Annotated in this window: 21 protein-coding genes and 1 pseudogene; 9 read left to right on the top strand and 13 right to left on the bottom strand. The window is 74.0% G+C overall.

Translation table 11 applies throughout. The annotated features are described in order from the left end of the window. Positions 1-32: 32 nt before the first annotated feature. On the bottom strand, positions 33-2,090 hold the full coding sequence (gene paaZ, locus FXF65_RS07720; RefSeq protein ID WP_187412168.1) for a phenylacetic acid degradation bifunctional protein PaaZ: 2,058 nt from the start codon (positions 2,088-2,090) through the stop codon (positions 33-35). A 141-nt stretch (positions 2,091-2,231) separates the two neighbouring features. On the opposite strand from paaZ, the gene mgrA reads away from it, so the two are divergent. Together mgrA and FXF65_RS44435 are read left to right on the top strand one after the other, a co-directional pair. Further along, on the top strand, positions 2,232-3,257 hold the full coding sequence (gene mgrA, locus FXF65_RS07715) for an L-glyceraldehyde 3-phosphate reductase (protein WP_148349035.1): 1,026 nt from the start codon (positions 2,232-2,234) through the stop codon (positions 3,255-3,257). 63 nt (positions 3,258-3,320) lie between these two features. Then, entirely contained in the window at positions 3,321-3,725 is a 405-nt protein-coding gene (locus FXF65_RS44435) for a DUF6343 family protein (protein WP_222868429.1), read from the top strand. A gap of 19 nt (positions 3,726-3,744) precedes the next feature. Here FXF65_RS44435 and FXF65_RS07705 read toward each other — a convergent pair whose 3' ends face one another. Beyond that, positions 3,745-4,617: a helix-turn-helix transcriptional regulator gene (locus FXF65_RS07705; RefSeq protein ID WP_222868466.1), complete on the bottom strand. Its 873-nt coding sequence runs from the start codon at positions 4,615-4,617 to the stop codon at positions 3,745-3,747. A gap of 108 nt (positions 4,618-4,725) precedes the next feature. On the opposite strand from FXF65_RS07705, the gene FXF65_RS07700 reads away from it, so the two are divergent. The 3 genes from FXF65_RS07700 (at position 4,726) to FXF65_RS07690 (ending at position 8,320) form a co-directional block, all read left to right on the top strand. After that, positions 4,726-6,168 (top strand): MFS transporter, encoded by a 1,443-nt coding sequence (locus FXF65_RS07700; protein WP_148349033.1) that lies wholly within the window; start codon positions 4,726-4,728, stop codon positions 6,166-6,168. Between the two features lie 161 nt (positions 6,169-6,329). After that, positions 6,330-7,568, top strand: coding sequence for a glycosyltransferase (locus FXF65_RS07695; protein ID WP_148349032.1), 1,239 nt, complete (start codon positions 6,330-6,332; stop codon positions 7,566-7,568). Between the two features lie 74 nt (positions 7,569-7,642). Next, positions 7,643-8,320, top strand: a complete 678-nt coding sequence (locus FXF65_RS07690) for an SDR family oxidoreductase (RefSeq protein WP_148349031.1) — start codon at positions 7,643-7,645, stop codon at positions 8,318-8,320. An 18-nt stretch (positions 8,321-8,338) separates the two neighbouring features. On the opposite strand, the gene FXF65_RS07685 is transcribed toward FXF65_RS07690, so the two are convergent. Continuing rightward, positions 8,339-8,740, bottom strand: coding sequence for a DUF2267 domain-containing protein (locus FXF65_RS07685; RefSeq protein ID WP_148349030.1), 402 nt, complete (start codon positions 8,738-8,740; stop codon positions 8,339-8,341). Between the two features lie 393 nt (positions 8,741-9,133). Here FXF65_RS07685 and FXF65_RS07680 point away from each other — a divergent pair, with 393 nt between their 5' ends. Beyond that, complete coding sequence (locus tag FXF65_RS07680) at positions 9,134-9,922, top strand: SigB/SigF/SigG family RNA polymerase sigma factor (RefSeq protein ID WP_148349029.1); 789 nt, start codon at positions 9,134-9,136, stop codon at positions 9,920-9,922. A 23-nt stretch (positions 9,923-9,945) separates the two neighbouring features. On the opposite strand, the gene FXF65_RS07675 is transcribed toward FXF65_RS07680, so the two are convergent. The 5 genes from FXF65_RS07675 to FXF65_RS07655 form a co-directional block, all read right to left on the bottom strand. Further along, a complete protein-coding gene (locus FXF65_RS07675) occupies positions 9,946-10,803 on the bottom strand; it encodes a S1 family peptidase (protein WP_148349028.1) in 858 nt (285 codons plus the stop codon). A 96-nt stretch (positions 10,804-10,899) separates the two neighbouring features. Then, positions 10,900-12,417 (bottom strand): glycerol kinase GlpK, encoded by a 1,518-nt coding sequence (gene glpK, locus FXF65_RS07670; protein ID WP_148349027.1) that lies wholly within the window; start codon positions 12,415-12,417, stop codon positions 10,900-10,902. Between the two features lie 28 nt (positions 12,418-12,445). Then, positions 12,446-13,291 carry an MIP/aquaporin family protein gene (locus tag FXF65_RS07665; RefSeq protein WP_148349026.1) on the bottom strand — a complete coding sequence of 282 codons (846 nt, stop codon included), beginning with the start codon at positions 13,289-13,291 and terminating at the stop codon, positions 12,446-12,448. 81 nt (positions 13,292-13,372) lie between these two features. Further along, entirely contained in the window at positions 13,373-15,055 is a 1,683-nt protein-coding gene (locus FXF65_RS07660; protein WP_148349025.1) for a thiamine pyrophosphate-binding protein, read from the bottom strand. Between the two features lie 223 nt (positions 15,056-15,278). Further along, positions 15,279-15,743, bottom strand: a complete 465-nt coding sequence (locus FXF65_RS07655) for a nuclear transport factor 2 family protein (RefSeq protein ID WP_246198410.1) — start codon at positions 15,741-15,743, stop codon at positions 15,279-15,281. 169 nt (positions 15,744-15,912) lie between these two features. Here FXF65_RS07655 and FXF65_RS07650 point away from each other — a divergent pair, with 169 nt between their 5' ends. Continuing rightward, entirely contained in the window at positions 15,913-16,758 is an 846-nt protein-coding gene (locus FXF65_RS07650; RefSeq protein WP_148349024.1) for a siderophore-interacting protein, read from the top strand. Positions 16,759-16,795: 37 nt separating this feature from the next. Here the strand turns inward: FXF65_RS07650 and FXF65_RS07645 are convergent, their stop codons facing one another. Continuing rightward, complete coding sequence (locus tag FXF65_RS07645) at positions 16,796-18,154, bottom strand: ABC1 kinase family protein (RefSeq protein ID WP_187412167.1); 1,359 nt, start codon at positions 18,152-18,154, stop codon at positions 16,796-16,798. A gap of 81 nt (positions 18,155-18,235) precedes the next feature. Next, entirely contained in the window at positions 18,236-18,901 is a 666-nt protein-coding gene (locus FXF65_RS07640; protein WP_187412166.1) for a QsdR family transcriptional regulator, read from the bottom strand. 122 nt (positions 18,902-19,023) lie between these two features. On the opposite strand from FXF65_RS07640, the gene FXF65_RS07635 reads away from it, so the two are divergent. After that, positions 19,024-19,863, top strand: coding sequence for a cyanophycinase (locus FXF65_RS07635; protein ID WP_148349023.1), 840 nt, complete (start codon positions 19,024-19,026; stop codon positions 19,861-19,863). A 2-nt stretch (positions 19,864-19,865) separates the two neighbouring features. Next, a pseudogene (gene cphA, locus FXF65_RS07630) lies at positions 19,866-22,427 on the top strand (cyanophycin synthetase); the annotation flags it as partial. A gap of 26 nt (positions 22,428-22,453) precedes the next feature. Here cphA and FXF65_RS45130 read toward each other — a convergent pair. The 3 genes from FXF65_RS45130 to FXF65_RS07615 all read right to left on the bottom strand — a co-directional run bounded on the left by FXF65_RS45130 (position 22,454) and on the right by FXF65_RS07615 (position 25,522). Further along, the gene (locus tag FXF65_RS45130) at positions 22,454-23,350 is read right to left on the bottom strand and encodes a phosphatase PAP2 family protein (RefSeq protein WP_342787288.1); all 897 of its coding nucleotides are present in this window, start codon (positions 23,348-23,350) and stop codon (positions 22,454-22,456) included. A gap of 120 nt (positions 23,351-23,470) precedes the next feature. Continuing rightward, the gene (locus tag FXF65_RS07620) at positions 23,471-24,631 is read right to left on the bottom strand and encodes a 4-hydroxybenzoate 3-monooxygenase (RefSeq protein WP_148349021.1); all 1,161 of its coding nucleotides are present in this window, start codon (positions 24,629-24,631) and stop codon (positions 23,471-23,473) included. Between the two features lie 51 nt (positions 24,632-24,682). Beyond that, positions 24,683-25,522: an IclR family transcriptional regulator gene (locus FXF65_RS07615; RefSeq protein WP_246198409.1), complete on the bottom strand. Its 840-nt coding sequence runs from the start codon at positions 25,520-25,522 to the stop codon at positions 24,683-24,685. Between the last annotated feature and the right edge of the window lie 17 nt (positions 25,523-25,539).

The raw sequence follows: 25,539 nt of genomic DNA, 5'->3' as shown, positions 1-25,539 counted from the left end.
GACGCCTCCCCCGCTGGACGTCCCTTCTAGTGTCAGTCGTGCTTGGGCCTCTTGGCCACCAGGGTCAGCACGTCGTATTTGGCGACCGAGGCGCCCTCCTGGTTGGTGACGTCGGTGTCCCAGCGGACCTCGCCGTAGTCGGCGCCGTCCCGCGGCGTGATCTGCTTGGCGGTCAGCGTGACGGTCAGCTCGTCGCCCGGCTTGACCGGGGTGAGGAACCGCAGGTTCTCCAGGCCGTAGTTGGCGAGGACGGGCCCCGGCGACGGCTCGACGAACAGCCCCGCCGCGAACGACACGACCAGGTAGCCGTGCGCGACCCGGCCGCCGAAGAACGGGTTGGCGCGGGCGGCGTCCTCGTCCGTGTGGGCGTAGAAGGTGTCGCCGGTGAACTCGGCGAAGTGCTCGACGTCGTCGAGCGTGACGACGCGCGGGCCGCCGACGGCGGTGTCGCCGACGCGCAGGTCCTCCAGGTGCTTGCGGAACGGGTGCTCGTCGGTGACCGTCCGGTCGGTGCCGGGCACCCAGCGGCCGGTGATCGAGGTGAGCATCGCGGGCCCGGCCTGGACGGCGGTGCGCCGCATGTGGTGGACGACCCCGCGGATCCCGCCCATCTCCTCCCCGCCGCCCGCGCGTCCCGGCCCGCCGTGGACGAGCTGGGGCAGCGGCGACCCGTGCCCGGTGGACTCCTTCGCGTCCTCGGCGTTCAGCACGAGCAGCCGCCCGTGCCACGGCGCGGCGCCGAGCACCACCTGCCGCGCGAAGTCGTGGTCGCCGGTCACGATCGACCCGGCGAGGCTGCCGCGCCCCCGGACGGCGAGCTCCACCGCCTGCTCGGCCCCCTCGTACGGCAGCAGCGTGCTGACCGGCCCGAACGCCTCCACCTCGTGCGGCTCGGCGCGGCCGGGGTCGTCCGCGCGGAGCAGGACGGGCGACATGAACGCGCCGCGCTCGGCGTCCGCGCCGACGACCTCGACGCGGTCGGGGTCGCCCGCGACGACGCGGCCCGCGTCCAGCAGCGCCTTCAGCGAGCGGCGGACCTCCTCGCGCTGGTCGAGGGTGGCGAGCGCGCCCATCCGGACGTCGGGGTCGGCCGGGTTCCCGATCGTGATCCGCGCCAGCCGCTCGCGGGCCGCCTCGGCGACCTCGTCGACCAGCCCGGCCGGGACGAGCGCGCGGCGGATCGCCGTGCACTTCTGCCCCGCCTTCACCGTCATCTCGCTGACGAGCTGCTTCACGAAGAGGTCGAACTCGACGCTGCCGGGCGTCGCGTCCGGGCCGAGGATGGAGCAGTTCAGCGAGTCGGCCTCCGCGTTGAACCGGACCGCGTTCGCCACGACCACCGGGTGCGTGCGCAGCAGCCGAGCGGTGGACGCCGACCCGGTGAACGCCACGATGTCCTGCTCGGTGAGGTGGTCGAGCAGGTCGCGCGGCTCGCCGCAGACCATCTGGACCGTCCCCTCCGGCAGGATCCCGGACTCGACGATCAGCTCGACCAGCCGGGCCGTCAGGTACGCGGTCTGGCTCGCGGGCTTGATCAGGCTCGGCACGCCCGCGAGGAACGCCGGGGCGAGCTTCTCCAGCGGCCCCCACACCGGGAAGTTGAACGCGTTGATCTGCACCGCGACGCCGCGCGACGGGGTGCACAGGTGCTGGCCGACGAACGTCCCGCCCTTGCCGAGCGGCTCCACGTTCCCCTCGACGAGGAGCGTGTCGTTCGGCAGCTCCCGCTTGCCCTTGCTCGCGAAGCCGAACAGGACGCCGATGCCGCCGTCCACGTCGAACTTCGAGTCGCCGAGGGTCGCGCCCGTCCGGGCCGACAGCGCGTACAGCTCCTCGCGGTGCTCCCGCAGGTGGGAGGCCAGTGCCTTGAGCAGGGACGCGCGCTGGTGGAAGGTCAGCTCGCGCAGTACCGGGCCGCCCGCCCGGCGGCCGTGCTCCAGCGCGGCGCCGAGGTCGATCCCCGCCGAGGAGATCCTGGCGACCTCCTCGCCCGTGACGGCGTCGTGCAGCGGCGCCCCCTCGTCCTCCGGAGCATGCCAGGAACCCGACACGTAACTGCGCAGCGCGACCACAGGGACCTCCTCGTCCATATCTCTGAGTAACCTTGCCACTTCCGCGCCCCGTTCACGCATGGCAGAGATGACAGCCGCCGACCGGATCCTTTGTGTACTCGCGCCGCCCCGGACGCCCGCGCGGCGCCGTGCCCGGCCCGCCCTGGAATACTCCCGACCATGACCTATGCGGCGGACGGCGGACGATACGAGCGGGCGACCTACCGGCGGTGCGGGCGCAGCGGGCTGCGGCTCCCGGCGATCTCGCTCGGCCTGTGGCACAACTTCGGCGACGACCGGCCGCTGGACGTCCAGCGGGCGATCCTGCGGCGCGCGTTCGACCTCGGCGTCACGCATTTCGACCTGGCCAACAACTACGGCCCGCCGTACGGCTCCGCCGAGACCAACTTCGGCCGGATCTTCCGGGAAGATTTCACGCCCTACCGGGACGAGATCGTCATCTCGACGAAGGCCGGGTACGACATGTGGCCGGGCCCGTACGGCGAGTGGGGGTCCCGCAAGTACCTGCTCGCCAGCCTCGACCAGTCGCTGCGGCGGATGGGCGTCGACTACGTCGACGTCTTCTACAGCCACCGGTTCGACCCGGACACGCCGCTTAAGGAGACGATGGGGGCGCTCGACCGGGCCGTCCGGTCCGGGAAGGCGCTGTACGCGGGGATCTCGTCGTACTCGCCGGAGCGCACCGCCGAGGCCGCCGCCATCCTGCGGGACATGGGGACGCCGCTGCTGATCCACCAGCCGTCCTACTCGATGCTGAACCGCTGGATCGAGGGCGGCCTGCTCGACACGCTCGAACGGGAGGGCGCGGGCTGCATCGCGTTCTCGCCGCTGGCGCAGGGGATGCTGACCGACAAGTACCTCGACGGCGTCCCGGCCGGGTCGCGGGCCAGCAAGGGGACGTCGTTCTCCGCCGACCTGCTCAGCGAGGAGAACGTCCGGCACGTCCGCACGCTGAACGAGATCGCCAAGGGGCGGGGCCAGTCGCTCGCGCAGCTCGCCCTCGCCTGGGCGCTGCGGGACGGCCGCGTCACCTCCGCGTTGATCGGCGCAAGCAGCGTCGCACAACTGGAGGAGAACCTCGCCGCGCTCGACGCGCCGGAGCTCAGCGCGGACGAGCTCGCCGCGATCGACCGGGACGCGGTCGAGGCGGGGATCAACATCTGGGCGGCGTCCAGCGCGGGGTGACCTGCGGTTTCAGGCGGGTCTCGGACGCGGTGCCGGACGCGGTGCCGGACGCATCGTCCGGGCGTGACGGGGCACGAGCAGCCCATGGACGAGCCCGAGCGACCGGAACCCGAGCGGGACGAGCCCGGCGGGGACGAGCGGGGCCGGGACGACCGGGGCCGCGGCGAACCCGGGCCGGAGTACTCCGAGTGGCGCGACCCGGACTGGCACGGCCCCGGCTCGCACGGCCCATACCCGCACGGGCAGCCGAGCGGCCGCGAGCCGCTGACCGCCCGGAGCCCGCTGCGGCTGCGCGCGATCCTGTCCGGGATCGCGCTGGTCGGGACGGCCGCGGCCGCCGTCCTGTTCGCCGTGCGGGCGCAGTCCGGCGGCGGCGACGGCGCCTGGGCCGCGGCGGCGATCTGCGCGGGCGTGGCCCTGATCGCCGCGCTCGACCTGGTCGTGATCGCGCGCCGGTCCCGCACCTGACGGCGCGGCGGCCGGGCGCTCAGTGGGAGTGGTCGACGGCGGCGGCGTCCGGGTTGGCGATCAGCCACCCGATCCGCTCGCGGCTCTCCTCGTCGGTCGGCGTGTACACGACGAGCCGCGCGTCCGGGGACGCCGTGATCTCCATGTTCGTGGTGCGGGTCCGGATCACGCCGACGGCGTGGTGCCGGAACACCTTGTCGCTCTGCCCCGGCAGAGCCACGTCGTGCGACGCCCACAGCCGGGCGAACTGGGGGCTGGCCTCCTGGAGCCGCCGGACCAGCTCCTTCCAGCCCGGCTCGCCCAGGTGCCGGCTGTACCGGTGCCGGAACACCGCGACGTGGCCGGGCGCGGCCTCCTCCAGGTTCACGACCGGGTTGCAGCACGGCGGCAGGGTGAACACCATCCACAGCGAGTTCCGCTCGCACGGCCGCGCCGCCACGATGTGCGGGAAGATCGCCGCGTAGGCGGCGTTCCAGGCGAGGATGTCGGACCGGCCGTTCGCCACCGCGGCGGGCATCGGGACGAGCGCGTCCAGGATGCCCTGGACCTCGGCGGGCAGGGTGTCGGCCTCCTCGTCCACGGTCGCCTCGGGGATGTCGGCGAGCCGGTACAGGTGCTCGCGCTCGGCGCCGTCGAGCCGGAGGGTGCGGGCCACCGCGTCCAGCACCTGGGTGCTCGCGTTGATCGGACGGCCCTGCTCCAGCCACGTGTACCAGGTGACGCCGACCCCGGCGAGCTGTGCGACCTCCTCGCGGCGCAGGCCGGGGGTGCGGCGGCGCGGGCCGGGCGGCATCCCGACGTCCTCGGGCGTGATCCGCTCGCGCCTGCTGCGCAGGAACGCGGCCAGCTCCGTCCTGCGGCGCGGCGCGGTGGTGGTCTGCGCGGTGGTCATCGTCACGCCCCCAGGATGCATCCGGTCCGCCGTCGTTGCCAGGTGCTGTCAGTACCAGTATCACCAGGCTCTCGTTACCGGTACCCGTTGCCCGCAAAGATCGTACCCATGACACAAGCAACCGATCTGCGCGGGATTGTTCCCGAACGGGGGACGCGGAACGGACCCGGCCGCCTCGCGCTGGCCGTCATCCTGCTCGGCCAGTTCATGGCCATCCTGGACGTGAGCATCGTCAACGTCGCGCTCCCGACGCTGCGCGCCGACCTGCACGCCTCCGGCTCCGGGCTGCAGCTCGTCGTCGCGGGCTACATCATCTCCTACGCCGTGCTGCTGATCACCGGCGCGCGGCTCGGCGACATCGCCGGGCACCGCCGGATGTACCACGCCGGGCTCGTCGGGTTCACGGTCGCGTCCCTGGCCTGCGGGCTGGCGCCGACCACGGGCGCCCTGGTGGTGTTCCGGTTCCTCCAGGGCATCGGCGCGGCGCTGCTGACGCCCCAGGTGATGTCGATGATCCAGCGGAACTTCACCGGCGCGGCACGGGCGCGCGCGCTCGGTGTGTACTCCGCGGTCATCGCGGGCGGCGTCGTCGTCGGCCAGGCGGCGGGCGGCCTGCTGGTCAGCGCCGACCTGTTCGGCACCGGCTGGCGGACGGTGTTCCTCGTGAACGTCCCGATCGGCGTCGCGCTGCTGCTCGCGTCGCCGCGCACGCTGCCCGCCGACGACGTCCCGCCCCGGACCACGGGCCTGCGGGCCGAGCTGGACCTGCCCGGCCTGCTCACCCTCGCCCCGGCGGTGCTGCTGTTCGTCGTCCCGCTGATCATGGGGCACGAGCTCGGCTGGCCGCTGTGGGGCTGGGCCTCGCTCGCCGCGAGCGCCATGTTCCTCGCCGCCTTCGTCGCCGTCGAGCGCCGCGTCGCCGCCACCGGCGGACGCCCGCTGATCTCCCCGCGCGTGCTCCGCGCTCCGCTGCTCGTGCCCGCGTGCGTCGCCATGCTGTTCGGGCCGGGGAGCTGGGGCTCGTTCCTGTTCACCACCACGCTGCACCTCCAGGGCGACCTGCGGCTGTCGCCGGTCGAGTCCGGCCTCGCCTTCGTGCCGTGCGTCGCCGCGTTCGCCCTGGTCGGGCTCAACTGGCAGCGGCTGCCCGCGCGCTGGCACCGGCCCGCCGTCCCGGCCGGGTTCGCCATCGCGGCCGTGGGCTACCTGTGCGTCGGCCCGCTCGCCGGCGGCGGACTCCCCTACGAGCTGCTCACCATGGTCATCGGGTTCGGGCTCGGCGTGATGCCGATCATCATGACGACCGCGCTGCGGCACGTCGCCCCCGAGGACGCGGCGGACGCCAGCGGCCTGCTGCTCACGCTCATGCAGATCGCCCAGGTCGTCGGCATCGCCACCATCGGGACGCTGTTCCTCACGCTGGCGGAGTCCGGCGCCTCGACCCGGCACGCCGAGTACGGCACGGGCTGGGCCCTCGCCGGGGCGGCGCTCTTCGGCGCGGTGTGCGCGCTGCGGCTGGCGCGCGGCCGGACGGCGGCGCCCGCCGCCTGACGCCGACCGCCTGACGCCGATACGCCCGCCGCCTGACACGCCGTTCACCAGCGGGCTTTCGGGACTCCGGCGTTTAGGACGATCGACACAGGCAATGTCGAATCCGCTTCATCCCCCCGCTTCCTGTGTGAATGGCGGTGAGATCTCCAGGAGGTAGTGCGATGAGGATCGCGATGGTCTCCGAACACGCCAGCCCACTCGCCGCCGGAGGCGGACCGGCGGGGAGAGGGCGCTCCGGAGCCGACGGCGCGCAAAGCGTGTTCGTCGCCGAGTTGGCCGCCGAGCTGGGACGGCAAGGCCATTACGTCACCGTGTACACGCGGCGGGACGCGCCGGCGCGGTCCGAGCGGGTGCGGCTCGCGCCCGGCGTGACCGTGGAGCACGTCCCCGCGGGCCCGGCGGAGCGGATCGCGAAGGACGCGCTGCTCCCCTGGATGCACGACTTCGGGCGGCACCTGGAGCGCCGGTGGGCCACCGACCCGCCGGACGTCGTGCACGCCCACCACTGGATGAGCGGGCTCGCCGCGATCCAGGCCGCGCAGGCGGCCGGGTCGCGGCGCGTGCCGGTCGTGCAGTCCTACCACGCGCTCGGCACCGTGATGCGCCGCCACCGGGGCGCGGGCGACACCAGCCCGGCGTCCCGGGTGCGGCTGGAGCGGGCGATCGGGCGCGCCGCGGACAGGGTGATCGCCACCTGCTCGGACGAGGTCTCCGAGCTGGCCGCGATCGGCGTGCCGCCGGGCCGCGTCCGGGTGGTGCCGTGCGGCGTCGACGTCGGCCTGTTCACCCCGGACGGCGACGAGTGCCGCGAGGCCGACGGCGGCGGGCGGTATCGGCTGGTCGTGCTGTCGCGGCTCGTCGAGCGGAAGGGCGTGGACACCGCCGTCCGGGCACTGGCCCACCTGCCGGACGCCGAGCTGATCGTCGCGGGCGGCCCGCCCCCCGCACGCGTGGACGGCGACCCCGGAGTCCACCGGCTGCGGCGGATCGCGCGGGACGCGGGGGTCGCGGGCCGGGTCCGCTTCCCCGGCCGGGTCGGGCACACCGAGGTGCCGCCGCTGCTCCGCTCGGCCAGCCTCGTCGTCGCACTGCCCTGGTACGAGCCGTTCGGCATGGTGCCGCTGGAGGCCATGGCCTGCGGCGCGCCCGTCGTGGCGAGCGCCGTCGGCGGCCACCTCGACACGGTCGTGGACGGCATCACCGGCGTCCTCGTCCCGCCGCGCGAGCCGGAGGCCGCGGCCGTCGCGATCCGCGCGCTGCTCACGGACCCGGCGCGGCGCGCGCAGATGGGGCTTGCCGGAAGGGACCGGGCGCGCGTCCACTACGCGTGGTCCCGCGTCGCCGCCCGGACCGTCGCCGTCTACCGGGACGCCGCCGCGCTCAGCGACGTCGCGGCATGACCGGTACGCCCCACGAACTCCCCCCAAAGGCGCCCGAGTGCGCGCCTGCCGTCCACGACGAAGGGAGACGCGGTATGAACGTCCTCATCACCGGAGGCGCCAGCGGGCTGGGCGCGGCGGTCGCGCGGCGGGTGGCCGCCGACGGGGGGCGCCCGCTCGTCCTCGACCGGCATCCGCCGAAGGACGACGTCGAGCACATGCAGGCCGACCTCGCCGACCGCCGCTGCGCCGAGCGCGCCGTGCACGGCCTCGCCCGCGCCGCCGGAGGGCTGAACGCCGTCGTGACGGCCGCGGGCATCGACGCCTACGGGACGCTGTGCGAGGTCCCCGCCGAGGACTGGGAGCGGGTCGTCCAGGTGAACCTGCTCGGCACGGCCGCCGTCATCCGCGCCGCGCTCCCCTACCTGGAGAACGAGCCGCCCGGACGGATCGTCACCGTCGCGTCCACGCTCGGGCTCCGGGCGGCGCGGGACGCGACGGCGTACTGCGCGGCCGAGTTCGGCGTCGTCGGGTTCACCCGCGCCCTCGCCGCCGAGCTGGCCGGGAAGGTCGCCGTCACGATGATCGTCCCGGGCGGCATGGACACCGCCTTCTACGAGGGCCGCGCCGAACGCGACCGGCCCGGCGCGGACGTCCCGCTCGACCGGCCGGAAGACGTGGCGGCCGCGATCGCGTTCGCGCTGTCCCGGCCGGACGGCTGCGAGACGCGGGAGATGGTGGTCTGCCCGTCCCGCGAGCCCTCGTGGCCGTGATCTCGCGCGTTGTGGGTGTCAGCCGGTGTGTCCGGCCGTCACCAGGCTCCTGATGTCGGCGGGGAGGCTCTCGCGGACCTTCCGCGTGACGCCTCCCTGCGTGGCCTCGTCGGTCACCTCCAGCACGACCCGCGCCAGGTACGCCGAGCGCGGCTCGTCCGTCCCCGACCGGGCGGCGACCCGCTCGATGAAGTCGTGCCGGTCGAACCGCTCGCCCGACCCGGCCCCGCCGTAGACCTCGGTGCGGCGCAGATGCTCGCCGATCTCGTGCGGCAGCTGCGCCGCGAGGTTGTCGGCGAGCCCCTCCGGGATCCGCTCGCCGAGCGTCTCCAGCACCGCGCGGGTCGCCCGTTCCGCCTCGCCGTGCCCGGAGAGGCGGGCACGGTCCTGCACCTGGCCGATGAACGCTTCGTGCCTCATGTGGACACTCCTTCCCATCCCGCCTGTCCAGCCTGAACTGCTGGAGCTTCCCGAAATGCCCGGTTATTAACGTTCCGCCGAAAACGTCCGGGTCCTTGGATCACCCTGGCCCGGCCGGTCAGGTCGCCTTGCCGGGGCGCGACACTTCAGACACCTATCGGTTTACCGAGAAGGCGGGATGGGCAGAGTCATCTCGCGGCCCACTCGTCGGCTCGGCGCCATGTGCTCCCAGCTGCGAGCCTGGGCCGCGCCACGTTTCCCCACCTCTCCCCCGCGCCTTCCGCGCCTCCTCGGCGGAGCGTCCGTGTGACGGGCCGATCGGAGGGTAGAGGGACGGGACCGAGCGATCGCCCCCCGGCTCGCCCGGTCTCGTCCGAAGGGAGACGACCCCGCATGACGTCGGCGCAGTCCACCGGACGGTTCGACGACGGCCAGACCGAGACGCTCCTCGCGGAGATGAACGAGCTCCGCGACGGCGACCCCGCACGCGAGCGTCTCCGAGCCCGGATCGTCGACATCCACGCCCCGCTCGTCAGGGGCGTCGCGCGCCGGTACGCCGACCGTGGGGAACCTCTCGACGACCTCCAGCAGGTCGCCTACCTGGGCCTCGTCAAGGCCATCAACCGGTTCGACCCCGTGATCGGCGACCGCTTCGTCACCTACGCCTACCCGGTGGTGACCGGCGAGGTGAAGCGGCACTTCCGGGACAAGACCTGGGGCGTCCGGGTGACGCGCCGCATCCAGGAGCTGCGGCCGGTGCTGCAGCACACCGTCCAGGAGTTCACCCGCGAGCACAGCCGCTCCCCCACGACCACGGAGATCTCCGCGCGGATGGGCCTCACCGAGGAGGAGACCGCCGAGGTCATCGCCGCGTGCGACGCCTACCGCCCGCTGTCGCTCGAGGCCCCGGCCGACGGGGCGCCGAGCGGCGACTCCGGCACGGTCGGCGAGCACCTCGGGAGGGAAGACCCGGCGCTCGACGCCCTCATCGACGGCCACGCCCTCGCCCCGCTGATCGACGAACTGCCCGAGCGCGAGCGGACGATCCTGCTGCTGCGGTTCTTCGGCAACAAGACCCAGACGCAGATCGCCGAGCAGATCGGCCTGTCGCAGATGCACGTGTCGCGGCTGCTCCGCGCCACGCTGGAGCGGCTCCGCGCCGGGCTCCTCGCGGACCGCTGACACCGACCCGGGTGGCCCCGGGGTTACGGGGTGGGCAGCGCGCAGTCCCTGCTCAGGACGACGTCGCTGTCCGGGCCGAGGCAGCGGGCGAGCAGGTACGTCTGCTGGCCGTAGTGGGCGCCGCGGCGGACGGTCACCCTGCCGCTCCGGTCCACCTCGCACGGGTTGTTGAGGGTGCAGCGCTCGCCGTCGTCGTTGCCGGTGTTGTTGATCCCGGTGACCTGCCCCGTCTGGACGTCGACGATCGGCGAGCCGGACGTGCCGTGGGTCGTCTCGCACTCGGGCCGGTAGCGGATGGAGTCCTTCCACGTCCAGCCGGCCTCGCGCAGCCGGTGGACGGTCGCGTCGGAGCGGCAGCCGTAGATCGTCCGCCAGTAGCCGGAGACCACGCGGATCTCCGCGCCGTCATGCGGCCTGGCCGTCGACAGCCGCAGCGCCGGGACGCCGTACCTGCGCTGGATGGCGGCGTAGGTGGTGTTCAGCCGGTAGACGGTGACGTCGGTGTCGGTCATCGTCGCGTACTCGACCCTCGTGGCGCGGAGGGTGCCGAGGTCGTTCCGGCCCGTCCGGTCGAGGAGCGTGAACGTCCTGGACGAGTCCTGGTCGACGATGACCTGCCCGCCCTTCGGCATGCCCGTCTCCAGGCAGTGGCCGTTCGTCAGGACGAGCGCCGCGTCGGTGTCGCGCGACCGCGGCCCCCGGACGAGCGATCCCGAGCAGTTGCTGAGCGCGACGATCCCGGTGAAGTCGACCTCCGCCCTCGCTGGCGCCTGCCGGGAGGATGCCGTCCGCGAGGGCGCGGCCTGCGCCGGTCCGACGACGGCGAGTGTCCCGGCCCCGATGGCGGCGAGGGCGACGGCTGCGGCGAAGCGCCTGGTCATGGGAATCCTCTCGGCGGGCCGTCGGGAGCGGCCGGGGCGACGCTGTCCAGGCGGATTCTAGACGACCTGCCTACACTCAGTGAAGGATCGCCACGCTCAGTCGACCTCGACCCAGCCGTAGGTACGCTCCACGGCCTTCTTCCACCCGGCGTAGCCGCTTTGGCGCTGCTCCTCGTCCCAAGTGGGTTCCCAGCGCTTGTCTTCGTTCCAGTTCTGGCGGAGTTCGTCGGTGGTGGTCCAGAAGCCGACGGCGAGTCCGGCGGCGTAGGCGGCGCCGAGGGCGGTGGTCTCGGCGACGACGGGGCGCGACACCGGGACGCCGAGGATGTCGGCTTGGAGTTGCATGCACAGTTCGTTGGCGGTGACGCCGCCGTCGACCTTGAGGACGTCCAGCGATACACCCGAGTCGGCGCGCATGGCTTCGACGACGTCGCGGGATTGGTAGCAGATGGATTCCAGGGTGGCGCGGGCGAGGTGGGCGTTGGTGTTGTAGCGCGACAGTCCGACGATGGCTCCGCGTGCGTCCGAGCGCCAGTAGGGGGCGAAGAGGCCGGAGAAGGCGGGGACGAAGTAGACGCCGCCGTTGTCGTCGACTTGGCGGGCCAGTGATTCGCTTTGCGCGGCGCCGGAGATGATGCCGAGTTGGTCGCGCAGCCATTGCACCGCCGAGCCCGTCACCGCGATCGACCCCTCCAGCGCGTACACGGGCGCGAAGTCGCCGAACTTGTAGCAGACGGTCGTGAGCATCCCGGCCTTGGACCTGACCAGTTCCTCACCCGTGTTGAGCAGCAGGAAATTGCCGGTGCCGTAGGTGTTCTTGGCCTCCCCCGGCGCGAAGCACACCTGCCCGACCGTCGCCGCCTGCTGGTCGCCCAGGATGCCGGTCAGCGGGACCTCACCGCCGAGCGGGCCGTCACGGCGCGTCACCCCGTACGGCTCAGGCGCGGACGACGGCTTGATCTCCGGCAGCATCGAGCGCGGAATCCCGAAGAACGACAGAAGTTCGTCATCCCAGTTGAGGGTCTCTAGGTCCATGAGCATGGTGCGGCTGGCATTGGTCGGATCGGTGACGTGCACGCCCCCGTCGACGCCGCCCGTCAGGTTCCACAGCACCCACGTGTCGATGTTGCCGAACACGGCGTCGCCGTTCTCGGCCGCCTCGCGCACGCCGTCGACGTTCTCCAGAATCCATTGGATCTTGCCGCCGGAGAAATACGTGGCGGGTGGAAGCCCGGCGCGGTGCCGGATGATGTCGCCGCGCCCGTCGCGCTCCAGGGCGGCGGCGATGCGGTCGGTGCGGGTGTCCTGCCAGACGATCGCGTTGTAGTACGGACGTCCCGTCCGCCGGTTCCACACCACGGTCGTCTCACGCTGGTTGGTGATCCCGAAAGCCGCGAGGTCACCGAAGCCCAGGTGCGCCTTGTTCAGTGCCACCTGGATGACGGCGCGCGTCCGCTCCCAGATCTCAGTGGGATTGTGCTCCACCCACCCGGCCCGAGGCAGGACCTGCTCGTGTTCGAGCTGGTGGCGCGCGATCTCGTTGCCGCCGTGGTCGAAGACCATGAAACGGGTGCTCGTGGTGCCCTGGTCAAGCGCCCCGACGAAGTCGGCCATGGACTCTTTCCCTTCTGCGCGATCTCCGTCAGGAAACGTCGTATTCCGGCTCGGGCCTCGTGGGCACCTCGCCCTCCCCGTCCTCGGGGATGTTGCGCCCGATGAGCAGGATGTAGAGCCCGGCGCCGATCGGGCCGCCGATCAGCGGTCCGACGATCGGCACCCAGAAATACAGGTTTCCGTACTGATCTCGCCAGGCCGTGTCGTATCCGGTGATGAACTGGGCGAGCCGGGGGCCGAGGTCACGGGCCGGGTTGATCGCGTACCCGGCGTCCGAGCCGAACGCCATCCCGATCGCGACCACGATGAGCCCGATGATGAGCGGCGCCATGTTCGCGAGCGGCGGCGCGTTGCGCAGGTCGGTGAGCGCGAGGACGAGGAACAGCAGGATCGCGGTGCCGATCACCTGGTCGCGGAACCCGCCCCAGAGGCCGACCGGCAGGGTCCCGTTGCCGGGCATGGTGGAGAACACGAACTGCGTCTTGGCCGTCAGGCCCGGGTCGAACTTGTGGAGGATCTCGCTGTAGTCCCACCGGACGATCAGCGCGGCGATGAACGCCCCGAGGAACTGCGCGAACCAGAACGGGAGCACCTTCCGCCAGGGGAAGCCCTTGAAGACCGCGAGCGAGAGGGTGACGGCGGGGTTGATGTGCCCGCCGCTGAGCCGCGCCGCCACGTACACGCCGAGCGTCACGCCGATGCCCCACGCCCAGGCGATGCTGTCGTGGCCGCCGAGGCTCTGCGGGGGGCCGAGCCCGCTCGCGGCGACGGCCTGCGCGACCACGCCCACCCCGAACAGGATCAGGATCAGGGTCCCGGCGAACTCGGCCATCATCTCGACGGCGAGCGTGGGAAGCCGCTGCACTCGCGCCATCTGTCCTCCTCCGGGATACGTGACCGCGGCCACAGTCGATCGTGCCGCTGATCGTTCCCATGAGCAGGCGGGGAAACATGATCAGTGTCCCCGGAACGCCTCCTCCAGCCACCAGGCGGCCCGGCCGCGGGCGACCTTGGCGTCCACGAGCATCGGACGGTCGCGCGGCCCGTCCAGCCAGGCCGCCACGGCGGCGAGGTCGTCCGGGCCCCGGACGGTCGCCGCCGCGCAGCCGAACCCGCGCGCGACGGCGGCGAGGTCGGCGGGCGGGAAGGTGACCGTGTCCAGCGGGTGCCCGCCGGGCCCGAAGTGGTGCACCTCGGCGCCGTACGCCTCGTCGTCGTAGACGACCACGAGCAGGCCGAGGCCGAGCCGGACGGCCGTCTCCAGCTCGGCGACCGCCATCAGCAGGCCGCCGTCGCCGAGCGCCGCGACGGTCAGCCGGTCGGGACGGGCCACCGCCGCGCCGATCGCGGTGGCGAGGCCGAGCCCGACGGCCTGGAACGCCTGGGTGAACACGAGGGCGTCGGAGTCGGGGACGTCCAGGAACATCGCGGGGTACCCCATGAAGTTCCCCGAGTCGACGGCGACGGTCCGCTCCGACGGCAGCATCCGGTCGAGGGCGATCGTCAGCGTCCGGGGGTCGATGCGGGGGCCGTCCTCACCGGGCGGGTCCTCCTCGTAGGGGACGTCCTGCCAGCGCCCTTCGCGGACGAGCCGCTCCGCCACCTCGGGGGTGCGGTAGCCGGTGGACGTGTGGCCCCGCCGCTCCAGCTCGGCGGACACGGCCCGCGCGGTCTCGGCGGCGTCGCCGATCAGGCCGAGGTCGACCGTGCGGTGCGCGCCGAGGGCGCGGGCGTCGACGTCGACCTGGACGACGGTCGCGCCGCGCCCGACGAGGGCGCCGTGCCGGGTCGTCCACGAGTTGAGCGAGCAGCCCCAGCCGACGACGAGGTCGGCGCCCGCGATCAGGCCGGCCGCGGCCGGGGTGGCGAAGCCGCCGGACACGTCCAGGGCGAACGGGTCGCCCTGGAACAGGCCGCGCGCGACGGCGGACGTCGCGGGCAGCGCCCCGCAGCGCCGGGCGAGCTCGGCGAGCGGCTCGGCGGCGCGGCTCAGCCGGGCGCCCCGCCCGGCGATGAACACCGGGCGCTCGGCGTCCTGCAGCGCGTCCGCGAGCCGGGCGATCGCGCCGGCCGGCGGCACCGGCAGCGGCGGCACCTGCGCGCGGCGCGGCCGGTGCGGGACGGGCGGCTGCTCCGCCGCGGAGCCGGGGTGCTCGGCGTCCTGGATGTCGAGGGGCAGGCCGAGCAGGACGGTGCGGCGCTCGGCGACCGCCGTCCGGCAGGCGCGGGCCACGTCGGCGAGCGCGGTGCCGGGCGAGTGGACCCGCTCGGGGACGGCCCCGACCGCCGCCGCGATCGCGGCCTGGTCGATCCGGAAGTTGGAGCGGACCGCGGCGGCGGCGACCTCGCCCGCGACGACCAGCAGCGGCGTGCGGCTCTTCGCGGCCTCGGCGAGGCCGGTGACCGCGTTGGTGAGGCCGGGCCCCTGGTGGACCGTCACCACGCCGAGCCCGCCGCCGACCCGCGCGTACGCGTCGGCCATCGTGGCGGCGCCGCCCTCGTGCCGGGCCGCGACGAACCGGGCCCCGTTGGCGACGAGCGCGTTGGTGACGTGGAAGTTGCCGCTGCCGACGACGCCGAACACGGTGTCGGCGCCGAACCGCGCGATGGCCTCCCCGACGGCCTCCGCGACCCTCATCGCCGGACCGGCGCGAGCACGCGGACGGAGCCGCCGGGGACGGCGCCACCGGGGACGGAGCCGCCGCGAGCGGGGCGGCCAGGGGCGGGAGACTGGACGGGCACGGACATCGTTCCTCCGGCGGCGCGGACGGGCTGGGGGTCGCGCGAGGCCTCCCGAACGTACCGCAGATGAGCCTGTTCGGAGTGTCACCCGGCGCAGGCCGCCCGCCGCTCGCCGCATGTCACTCGTCTGCCAGCCAGGGGTAGCGGGCGGTGTCGGCGCCCGCGTAGTCGGGGTCGAGGTAGATGAACACGCGCTGGATCCTCCAGTCGCGGATCTCGAACACGTCGCACCACCGGCCGGCGCCCCACTCGGGGACGCCCGCCCGCCACGGTCCGTCCCGGTGCTCGCCGTGGCTGGTGCCCTCGCAGACGAGCGTGTCGGCGCCGGTGAGGATCCAGTTGAACCCGGCGTAGTGGTGCCGGATCGAGGTGATCGTCGCGCCGACGTCGCCGAACAGCCGGGCGATCTCGTCCTTGCCCGTGGCGAGGCCCCACTTCGGGAAATACACCTGCGCGTCGTCGGCGAACAGGTCGAGGAGCGGGGACCCGTCGGAGGTCACGCCGCCGTTGTCGAAGCCCTTGAGGTACTCCAGCGCCACCGACTTGCGCTGCTCGTCCGTCATCGTCGTCCTGATGAGCGCCAACCGTTTCACCGTCCTGTCGCCGGGCCGTCCACCCGACCGTAACGCGGCGGGGCCGCGCGGCCCCGCCCGCCGCTTTCCGGACGCGCCGTGGGCGATTTCACGGAACATTTCGGACGAGTTGCAGGTTAGGCTTCCCTAAGTACTAGGACCCGGACCAGCGGAGGGCCGAATGGCGACGGAACCGGCGCGCAAGGGGCGCAGGCTCAACCGGGCGACGGTGCTGCGCACCGAGCGCCTCACGCCGCACATGATCCGCGTGGTCGTCGGCGGACCCGACCTCGCCGGATTCGGCGCGGGCGAGTTCACCGACCACTACGTGAAGCTGCTGTTCCCGCGGCCCGGCGCCGCCTACCCCGAGCCGTTCGACATGGACCGGATCCGCGCCGAGCTGCCGCGCGAGCAGTGGCCGACCACCCGGACCTACACCGTCCGGGCGTGGGACGCCGGCGCCGGCGAGCTGACCATCGACTTCGTCCACCACGGCGACAAGGGGCTCGCCGGGCCGTGGGCGGCGAGCGCGAGCCCGGGCGAGGAGATCCTGTTCACGGGTCCCGGCGGGGCGTACGCGCCGCGCGCGGACGCAGGCTGGCACCTGCTGGTCGGGGACGAGAGCGCGCTGCCCGCGATCGGCGCGTCCCTGGAGCGGATCCCGGACGGCGCGCCCGTCCGCGTGTTCGTCGAGGTCGCGGGGCCGGAGGAGGAGCAGGACCTGCCGACGCCGGGCGACGCGGAGATCGTCTGGCTGCACCGCGGCGGCGGCGCGGTCGGCGACCTGCTGGTGGACGCCGTCCAGCGGCTGGAGTTCCCGTCGGAGGACGTGCACGCCTTCGTCCACGGCGAGGCGGGCTTCGTCAAGGCGCTGCGGCGGCACCTGCGGGTCGAGCGGGGCCTGCCGATGGACCGGCTGTCGATCTCCGGCTACTGGCGGCGCGGCCGCGACGAGGACGGCTGGCAGGCTGGCAAGCGCGACTGGAACCGCGCGGTCGAGGAGGAAGAGGCCCGCGCCCTCGCGTGATCGCGTGAGACCGGACTGAGGCCGGACGGAGGCCCGCTCAGGCGGTGGCCTCGGTCCGGTCGTCCAGGTCGGGGCCGCCGTCGTCGGCGAAGCCGGGGAGCCAGCGCTCGGCCTCGGCCCGGTAGGCGCCCTCGGCCTCCAGCTGGCAGAGGACGCCGCCGCAGCCGGACAGGGCGCGGCTGACCGCGAGGTACTGCGGCGGCAGCCGGAACTGGCGGGCGAGCGAGCCGGGGCGCATGTCCGCGGCGAGTCCGAACCCGCGCGCGGTCTGCTCGCGCATCCACTCCCGCGAGTAGCGGAACCGCTCCACGGCGAACGGGGCGGCGTGCGGGCCGACGAGGTCGGCGACCTCCTCGGGGTCGACCTCGGCGTCGGGCGAGAGGAACCCCTCCGCGCGCAGCCCGTCGACGATCTCGTCCGGGTCGCCGAGGGTGCCGATGCGGAGCAGGCGGCCGATCGACCACTGCAGCTCGGCGGGGACGTGGGCGGCGCCGCCGAAGTCCAGGACGCCGAGGCGCCCGTCGTCCAGGAGCCGGAAGTTGCCCGGGTGCGGATCGATGTGGATCATCTCGCAGCGGGCCGGGCCGGACAGCAGGAAGCGGAACAGCAGCAGGCCCGCGCGGTCGCGCCGGTCCTGCGGGCCGTCGGCGATGACCTTGGCGAGCGGCGTGCCGTCCAGCCACTCGGTGATCAGGACGTTGCCCGCCTGCGCGACCACGGCGGGGACGACGAAGTCGGGGTCGTCCGCGTAGGCGTCGTGGAAGGCGGTCTGCGCGCGGGCCTCGTCGACGTAGTCGAGCTCCTTCTCCAGGCGGCGCTTCAGGTCGGCGACGACCGGCTTGACCTCGACGCCGGGGAACAGCGGCGTGAACAGGCGGCTGAGCCGGGAGATCTGGTTGAAGTCGCTCATCAGGGCCTGGGCGGCGCCGGGGTACTGGACCTTGACCGCGACCGTCCGGCCGTCGTGCCAGACGGCCTTGTGGACCTGCCCGATGGACGCGGCCGCCGCCGGGCGGTCGTCGAAGGCGTCGAAGTAGTCGCGCCAGTCGTCCCCGAGCCACTCGGCCAGGACCTTGTGGGTCGTGGCGGCGGGCATCGGCGGGGCGGACTCCTGGAGCCGGGTGAGGCTGGCGCGGAACGGCCCGGCGACCTCCTCGGGCAGCCCGGCCTCGAAGATCGAGAGGAGCTGGCCGACCTTCATCGCGCCGCCCTTCAGCTCGCCGAGCACGGCGAAGAGCTGCTCGGCGGTGCGGCGCTGCACCTCCAGCGCGACGGCCTCGGCGGGACGTCCGATCGTCCGCTTGCCGAATCCGAGCGCGGTGCGCCCGGCGAAGCCGAGCGGCAGGGTCGCCAGCTTGGCGGTCCGCGTCACCGCGCGGCGGGGGATGTCGTTCACGGCCGGCCGCCCCTCGTTCGACGTTGCGTCCAATACACCCTCTCATGGCGGAGATTTGCCACGAAATGGTCAATACCCGCCTTAAAGAAGAACTGTCCAGGACGTCCCGGAGATTCCCGGCGAGTCCGGTCCGGTGGTCCCGCAGGGGCCCAGCATCAGCTCGACGACCTCGAGCGCCCGCTCGATCTCCGGCCGGTTCCCGCCCAGGTAGTGGGCGTACATGAACGAGTCGGCGACGCGGACGATCGCCTGCGCGAGCGTCCGGGTCGGCAGCGAGACGCGCAGCGCCCCGCGGTCGATCTCGGCCTGCAGCTCGCGGGTGAGGAGGTCGGCGGCGCGGTCCTCGATCACGCCGGGCATGGTGGCGAGCCGGAGGAAGAGGCGCGGCTCGCGCGCGGTGAACGCCTTGAGCGGCTCGGCGTCCACGACCGCGCGCATGAACCGGTCGAGCACCGCGAGGATCCGCTCGGGCCCCGCGCCGCCGACGCCCCGCGCCGCGACGCGGTAGGTGCGCTCGGTCATCTCGGCGAGGACCGTCCCGACGAGGCGGTCGCGGCCGCCCACCCAGCGGTACAGGGTGGCGCGCCCGACGCCCAGCTCGGCGGCCAGCGCGGACATGTCGATCGGCTCGCCGCGCAGGTAGCGGGCGGACGCCGCGGCGACCGCGGTCTCGGGTCCCGGCCGGCGGGCGGACGGCGGGGACGGGGGTCGTAAGGGCGGGTCCGGGGCGACGGGGCTGCCGCTCATCCGAACAGCATGACACACGGCCCCGCGGGGGTTCCGGCGAGGCGCGCCCGCCCCCGCGCGAGCGGTCGGTGCCCCACCGTCACTCGGGGACTACACGGGGTCATCAGGGGTAGTCAGCAGGTGTGAAGCAGAATCTGCGGGGGGCCGGACGCAAGGGCCGGCTGCTGATCATCGGTGGGGCGGAGAACCGGACCTGCGGGTCCGGGCCCCTGGAGACGTTCGCCGAGCTGGCGGGCGGCGAGGACGCGCGGATCGTGGTGGTCACGACGGCCACCGAGGTGCCGGAGGAGGTCGCCGAGGAGTACAGCGCCGTGTTCGGCAGGCTCGGCGTCACCTCGGTGCGGGAGCTGCGCCTGCTCGGCCGGGCCGCGGCCGACGACGCGGCGACGCTGCGGGCCCTGGAGGCGGCGACCGGGGTGCTGTTCAGCGGCGGCGACCAGTCGCGGCTGCGGACCCTCGTCGGGTCCAGGACCAACGAGCTGCTGCAGCGGCGGCTCGACCAGGAGGGCCTCGTCATCGCCGGGACGAGCGCGGGCGCGACCGCGATGGGCCACTGGATGATCCTCGGCGGCCACGGCCACGAGGTCGCCGCGTCCAGCGTGAAGGTGGGGCCGGGGCTCGGGCTGCTCGACAACGTCCTCATCGACATGCACTTCAACGAGCGGGGGCGGCTGCCGCGGCTGATGAGCGGCATCGCGCTCGACACCCGGCTGCTCGGCGTCGGCATCGACGAGGACACCGCGATCGTCGTCGGCGACGGGCGGTTCGACGTCGTCGGCACCGGCGTCGTCACCGTCGTGGACGCGGGCCAGTCCACGATCGCCTACGCCGCCTCCGACGACGAGCCGATGGCGATGCTCGACGTGTCGCTGCACCTGCTCCCCGCCGGCTGCGCGTTCCAGATGAACGACAAGCTCCCCGCGCTCGGCGACATGCGCGGCCCGGTGCAGGAGGAGGACTAGCCGTGCGGCTCGACCATGTGCGCCGCCTGAGCGGCCCGAACGTCTACCTGGCCCGTCCCGTCGCGATCGCGCGGCTCGACCTCCAGGGCCTGACCGGGCACGAGACGACCGACCACCCCGGCTTCGCCGAGCGGCTGGTGGACGCGCTGCCCGGCCTCGGCACGCACCACTGCTCGGCGGGCCGCCCCGGCGGGCTGCTCGCCGCGATGGCGCGCGGCACCTACTTCGGGCACGTCACCGAGCACGTCACGCTGGAGCTGTCCGGGCTGATCGGCCGCGAGGTGTTCTTCGGCCGGACGGTGCGCGCGGGCGGGCCGTCCGAGTACGACGTGATCCTGGAGTGCCCGCGGGACGAGCCGTCCGGCAGCGCGGTCGTCGAGATGCTGATCGCGCTCGCGCTGCGCACCGTGACCGGCGCGCTCGCCGGGACGGCGCCCGACCTCTCCGCCGACCTCGCCCGGATCCGCGCCGCGCACGAGGGCGAGCGGCTCGGGGTGAGCACGTCCGCGCTGGCGCGGGCGGCGCGCCGCCGGGACGTCCCGGTCCGCCGGGTCGGCGCCCTGAACCTGCTGCGCCTCGGCTACGGCCGGCACCGCCGGACGGTGTGGGCGGCGATGACCGACGGCACGTCCGCGATCGGGATGGAGGTCGCGGGCGACAAGCGGCTCGCGCACCGCGTCCTCGCCGACGCGGGCGTGCCCGTCCCGGAGGGGCGGGTCGCGGCGTCCCCGGCGGAGGCGCTGGCCGTGCTGCGCGAGATCGGCGGCCCGGTCGTGGTCAAGCCGCTGGCCGGGCACCAGGGCGAGGGCGTGCACATCGAGCTGACCGAGCCCGCGGAGGTGGTGGCGGCGTTCGCGTCCGCCGCCGGGGACGAGGGCGAGGTGCTCGTCGAGTCCTACATCCCGGGCAGGGACTACCGCGTCCTCGTCGTCGGCGGCCGGGTGGTCGCGGCGGCCGAGCTGGCCGCCGCGTGCGTCACCGGCGACGGCTCCGCCACGGTCGCCGCGCTGGTCGCGCGGGTGAACGCCGACCCGGCGCGCGGCGAGGGGCACGACCGCCCGCTGACCCGGCTCGTGCTCGGGCCGACCGAGCTGGGCCTGCTCGCCCGGCAGGGCCACGGCCCGGCGTCGGTGCCCGCGGACGGGGAGCGGGTGCGGCTGCGCCGCAACGCGAACCTGTCCACCGGCGGGACGAGCCGGGACGTGACCGACGAGACGCACCCCGAGGTCGCGGAGATGTGCGTGCGGGCCGCCGCGACCGTCGGGATGGACGTGTGCGGCATCGACCTGCGGCTGCCCGACATCGGCTCCCCGCCGCCCGCCGACCGCGGCGCGGCCGGGATCCTGGAGGTCAACGCCGCGCCGGGGCTGCGCATGCACCTCGCCCCGCACGAGGGCGCGGGACGCGACGTCGCGGGCGACATCATCGACCTCATGTACCCGGCCGGGACCCCGTCGCGGGTGCCGATCGTGTCGGTGACGGGGACGAACGGCAAGACCACGACCGTCCGGATGATCGCGCACATGCTGGAGCTGGACGGCCGCCGCACCGGCATGACCAGCACCGAGGGCGTGTTCGTGGGCGGGCGGCTGGTCCACCTGTCGGACGCGTCCGGGCCCCGGTCGGCGGAGATGGTGCTCGGCGACCGGTCGGTGGACGCGGCCGTGCTGGAGACGGCGCGCGGCGGGATCGTCCGGCGGGGCCTCGGCTACGACCGCGCGGACGTCGCCGTCGTCACCAACGTCACCCGCGACCACCTCGGCATGGACGACACCGAGACCGTGGACGACCTCGCCGAGATCAAGGCGCTGGTCGCCGAGGAGGTGAGGCCGGGCGGGCACCTCGTGCTCAACGCCGCCGACCCGGCGACGGCGCGGCTCGCCGAGCGCCCGCTGGTGCGGGAGCGGGCGCCCGAACTGCGCTACTTCGCACCGTCGGCGGACGCGCCCGTCCTGGTCGACCATCTACGCGACGGCGGCGTGGGCTACTACGCCGAGCACGGCTGGCTGACCGAGGCGCACGGCGACCGCAGGACCCGCGTCCTGCCCGTGGAGGACATCGCCGGTTCGTTCGGCGGGCACGCGGCCCACGTCGTCGCCGACGCGCTCGCCGCCGTCGCCGCCGTCCGCGCGCTGGGCGTCCCCGTCGACGTCGTCGCGCGGGCGCTGCGCACGTTCGACCCGCACACCCTCAACCCGGGGCGGGGCTGCGTGTACCAGGTCGGGGAGAACCCCGTCCTGGTCGACTACGCGCACAACCCGGCGGCGGTCGCCGCGGTCGGGGAGCTCGTCGCGCGGCGGTGGCGGGGCGGCGGCGTCGCGGCGGTCACGCTGCCGGGCGACCGGTCCGACGAACTGGTCGACGAGACCGCGCGAGCCCTCGGCGCGACGTTCGGCCGGGTCGTCGTCTACGAGGACGAGGACCTGCGCGGACGCCGGTCCGGGGAGATGACGCGGCTGATCGTCCAGGGGCTGCGGGAGGCCAGGCCGGACGTGCGGGTCCACCCGGCGGGCGACCTGAAGGGCGCGGTGGCGGCGGCGCTGGACATCGCCGCGCCCGGAGAGCCGGTCCTGCTGCTGTACGAGAAGCTTCAGCCCGTCCTGGAGCTGCTGGAGACGCTGGGCGCGGAGCCATCGGTTTCGGAGTCCCCCGCCCCTGCGGAGGCGGTGACGTGTTCGGAGGCGGGCGGGCGGAGCAGCAGCACGGTGACCGAGAGCAGCGCCAGCACGACGACCCCGTCCAGCCAGTAGTGGTTGGCGGTGGCGACGACGACCGCGACGGTCACGACCGGGTGCGTGAGCCACAGCCACCGCCAGCGCGTCCGGGACGTGACGACGAGCCCGACCGCGATGACGGCCGCCCAGCCGATGTGCAGCGACGGCATCGCCGCGTACTGGTTGGCGATCGTGTCGCTCTGCGGCGCCCCGTACACCGCGGGCCCGAACCGGGCGGCCGTGTCGATCAGCCCGGTCGAGGGGAGCATGCGCGGCGGCGCGAGCGGGACGAGCAGGTGGAGGCCGAGCGCCGCCGTGGTCAGCCCGACGAGGACGCGGCGGATCCACCGGTAGTGGCCGGGCCGCCGCAGGTACATCCACAGCAGGAACGCCACCGCCGCCGGGAAGTGCACGAAGGCGTAGTAGGAGTTCGCCGCGTGGACGAGGACGTCGCTCTGCATCAGCCCGTCCTGGACGCCGGTCTCGGACGGCAGCCGCAGCGTCCGCTCCAGGTGCCAGACGTCGCGGGCGTTGCCGAACGCCTCCCCGACGCGGCCGGCGGCGAACAGGCGGCCGAGCTTGTACGCGGCGAACAGCGCGACGATCAGCAGCAGCTCGCGGATCGGCCGGGGCCGTCCGCCGTCCGCGCGGCGCAGGCGCGTCAGCCAGGGGAGGCGGGCCAACGAAAGGCGGGCCGACCAGGGCGGACGCGACGGTCCGCGTGGCGCGGCCGGGGTCGCGGGCTCCCGGCGCGGCCGGTCGAGCAGGCTCAACGCGCGGCCCGGCCGGAGGCCCCCTGCGGCGCTGGGGAGGCGAACGTCATCCGCCCACGGTAGTCCGATCTTGCCGCAATGGCAGAATTTCAGACGCTGCCATTTCGCGTGACGTCCATCTCATCCCGCGATGGGCAGTCCTGCGTAGTTCTCCGCCAGGGACGTCGCGGCCGCCGCCGAGGAGGCCACGTACTCCAGGTGGGAGCGCTGGAGCCGCCGCTCGAACGTGCTCGCGGCCGGGTCGGTGTGCAGCAGCGTCGTCATCCAGTAGGAGAAGTGCTCGGCCCGCCAGACGCGCCGCAGGCACGCGGCGGAGTAGCCGTCCAGCAGCGTCTCCGAGCCGGACCCGTACCGCTCGGCCAGCGCCCGCGCCAGGATGATCACGTCGGACACCGCAAGGTTCAGCCCCTTCGCCCCGGTCGGCGGGACGATGTGCGCCGCGTCCCCCGCGAGGAACAGCCTGTCGTGCCGCATCGGCTCGGCGACGAAGCTGCGCATCGGCGTGATCGACTTGTCGGTGACTGGGCCCTCGCGGAGCGTCCAGCCGTCGTCGGTGGCGAACCGGGTCGCCAGCTCGTCCCAGATGCGGGAGTCGGGCCACACGGCGATGTCCTCGTCCGGGGACACCTGGAGGTAGAGGCGGCTGACCTTGGGCGAACGGAGGCTGTGCAGCGCGAACCCGCGGTCGTGGTTGGCGTAGATCAGCTCCTCGGTGGACGGCGGGACGTCGGCGAGGATGCCGAGCCAGGCGAAGGGGTACTCGCGGGAGAACGTCCGCAGGCCCGGCACGGCCGGGCGGCTGACGCCGTGGAACCCGTCGCAGCCCGCGATGTAGTCGCACTCCAGAGTGTGCGTCCGGCCCCCACTGCGGAAGGTGACGCTGGGCGCGGACGCGTCCAGGCCGACGACCTCGGCCTCGAACCGGACGTCGCCGCCGTCCGCCCGCCGCAGCGCGACGAGGTCCTTGACGATCTCGGTCTGCGCGTAGATGGTCACCGTCCGGCCGGTGAGGTCGGTGATCGGGACCCGGTGCCCCGCGCCGCCGAACCGCAGCTCCAGCCCGTGGTGGACGAGCCCCTCCCGGTCGAGGCGCTCCCCCGCGCCGCACTCGCGCAGCGCGTCGGTCGTGCCCTGCTCCAGCATCCCGGCGCGCTGCCGGTGCTCGACGTAGTCGCGGTCGCGGCTCTCCAGCACCACCGAGTCGATCCCCTGGCGGTGCAGGAGCCGGGACAGGAGCAGTCCCGCCGGGCCGCCGCCGATGATCGCGACCTGGGTACGCATCGAACCTCCTCATGCTCCGCCCGGCGGCGCTCGCGCGCGCCGGTACCGGGGTCAGGCGCCGGTCTTCCGCTCCGCGGAGAAGATGTCGGGATGACCGTTCCAGTGCTGCGCCACGTCCCTGGACAGGGCGCGCACCGCCGTCGTCAGCGGCGGCAGCAGCCGCCGCAGGTCCGCGCCCCGCGTGCTCGACACGAGCGACAGCGCGGCGACGACCTCGCCCGATCCGTCCCGGACCGGGGCGCCGACGGACGACGCGCCGAGCGTCATCTCGTCGCGGGTCAGCGCGTACCCGGCGCGGCGGACCCGGTCGAGGGCGCGGCGCAGCTCGTCCGGGTCGGTGGTGGTGCGGGCCGAGTGCCGGGGCAGCCCGCCGCGCAGCACCCGCTCGCGGACGTCCGGCGGCGCGTGGGCGAGCAGCACCTTGCCGACGCCGGTGGCGTGCAGCGGCAGCGTCGCGCCGACCTGCGTCAGGACCGGCACCGAGCGGGTGCCGCGCAGCCGCTCCACGATCAGGACGCGGCCGTCGCGCAGGACGCCGAGCTGCACGTTGTCGTGCGTCGCCTCGTACAGGTCCTCCATGTGCGGGAGGGCCAGCTCGCGCAGGCCCGTGACGGCCGGGGCCTGGCTGCCGATCCGCCACAGCCGGGTGCCGATGCGGTAGGTGCCGTCCGGGACGCGCTCCAGGAACCCGCCCCCGACCAGCTCTCCGACGAGCCGGTGGCCGGTGGCGAGCGGCAGCCCGGCGCGGCGGCAGATCTCGCTGAGGTTCAGCCGGACGCCGCCCTGCGCGAACGCGTTCAGGATGGCCATCACCTTGCCCGCCACGCCGACCGGCCGCGCGCGACCCGCCGCCCCGCCGGTGTCGCCCGGATCCGCGCCGTCCCCTGCCACGTGGCCCTCCGCTTGGG

The organism is Actinomadura syzygii (assembly GCF_008085905.1).
In the GTDB taxonomy this organism is placed as follows: Bacteria; Actinomycetota; Actinomycetes; order Streptosporangiales; family Streptosporangiaceae; genus Spirillospora; species Spirillospora syzygii.
This window is presented reverse-complemented; position numbering and strand designations above follow the sequence as displayed.

Excerpts from the sequence above, each read along its gene's own strand:
- FXF65_RS07705 (WP_222868466.1), bottom strand. The coding sequence starts at position 4,617 with ATGACCACCGCGCAGACCACCACCGCGCCGCGCCGCAGGACGGAGCTG.
- FXF65_RS07675 (WP_148349028.1), bottom strand. The coding sequence starts at position 10,803 with ATGACCAGGCGCTTCGCCGCAGCCGTCGCCCTCGCCGCCATCGGGGCC.
- FXF65_RS07700 (WP_148349033.1), top strand. The coding sequence starts at position 4,726 with ATGACACAAGCAACCGATCTGCGCGGGATTGTTCCCGAACGGGGGACG.
- FXF65_RS07680 (WP_148349029.1), top strand. The coding sequence starts at position 9,134 with ATGACGTCGGCGCAGTCCACCGGACGGTTCGACGACGGCCAGACCGAG.
- FXF65_RS07685 (WP_148349030.1), bottom strand. The coding sequence starts at position 8,740 with ATGAGGCACGAAGCGTTCATCGGCCAGGTGCAGGACCGTGCCCGCCTC.
- FXF65_RS07640 (WP_187412166.1), bottom strand. The coding sequence starts at position 18,901 with ATGAGCGGCAGCCCCGTCGCCCCGGACCCGCCCTTACGACCCCCGTCC.
- FXF65_RS07660 (WP_148349025.1), bottom strand. The coding sequence starts at position 15,055 with ATGAGGGTCGCGGAGGCCGTCGGGGAGGCCATCGCGCGGTTCGGCGCC.
- paaZ (WP_187412168.1), bottom strand. The coding sequence starts at position 2,090 with ATGGACGAGGAGGTCCCTGTGGTCGCGCTGCGCAGTTACGTGTCGGGT.
- FXF65_RS07695 (WP_148349032.1), top strand. The coding sequence starts at position 6,330 with ATGAGGATCGCGATGGTCTCCGAACACGCCAGCCCACTCGCCGCCGGA.
- FXF65_RS07690 (WP_148349031.1), top strand. The coding sequence starts at position 7,643 with ATGAACGTCCTCATCACCGGAGGCGCCAGCGGGCTGGGCGCGGCGGTC.
- FXF65_RS07665 (WP_148349026.1), bottom strand. The coding sequence starts at position 13,291 with ATGGCGCGAGTGCAGCGGCTTCCCACGCTCGCCGTCGAGATGATGGCC.
- glpK (WP_148349027.1), bottom strand. The coding sequence starts at position 12,417 with ATGGCCGACTTCGTCGGGGCGCTTGACCAGGGCACCACGAGCACCCGT.
- FXF65_RS07620 (WP_148349021.1), bottom strand. The coding sequence starts at position 24,631 with ATGCGTACCCAGGTCGCGATCATCGGCGGCGGCCCGGCGGGACTGCTC.
- FXF65_RS07650 (WP_148349024.1), top strand. The coding sequence starts at position 15,913 with ATGGCGACGGAACCGGCGCGCAAGGGGCGCAGGCTCAACCGGGCGACG.
- mgrA (WP_148349035.1), top strand. The coding sequence starts at position 2,232 with ATGACCTATGCGGCGGACGGCGGACGATACGAGCGGGCGACCTACCGG.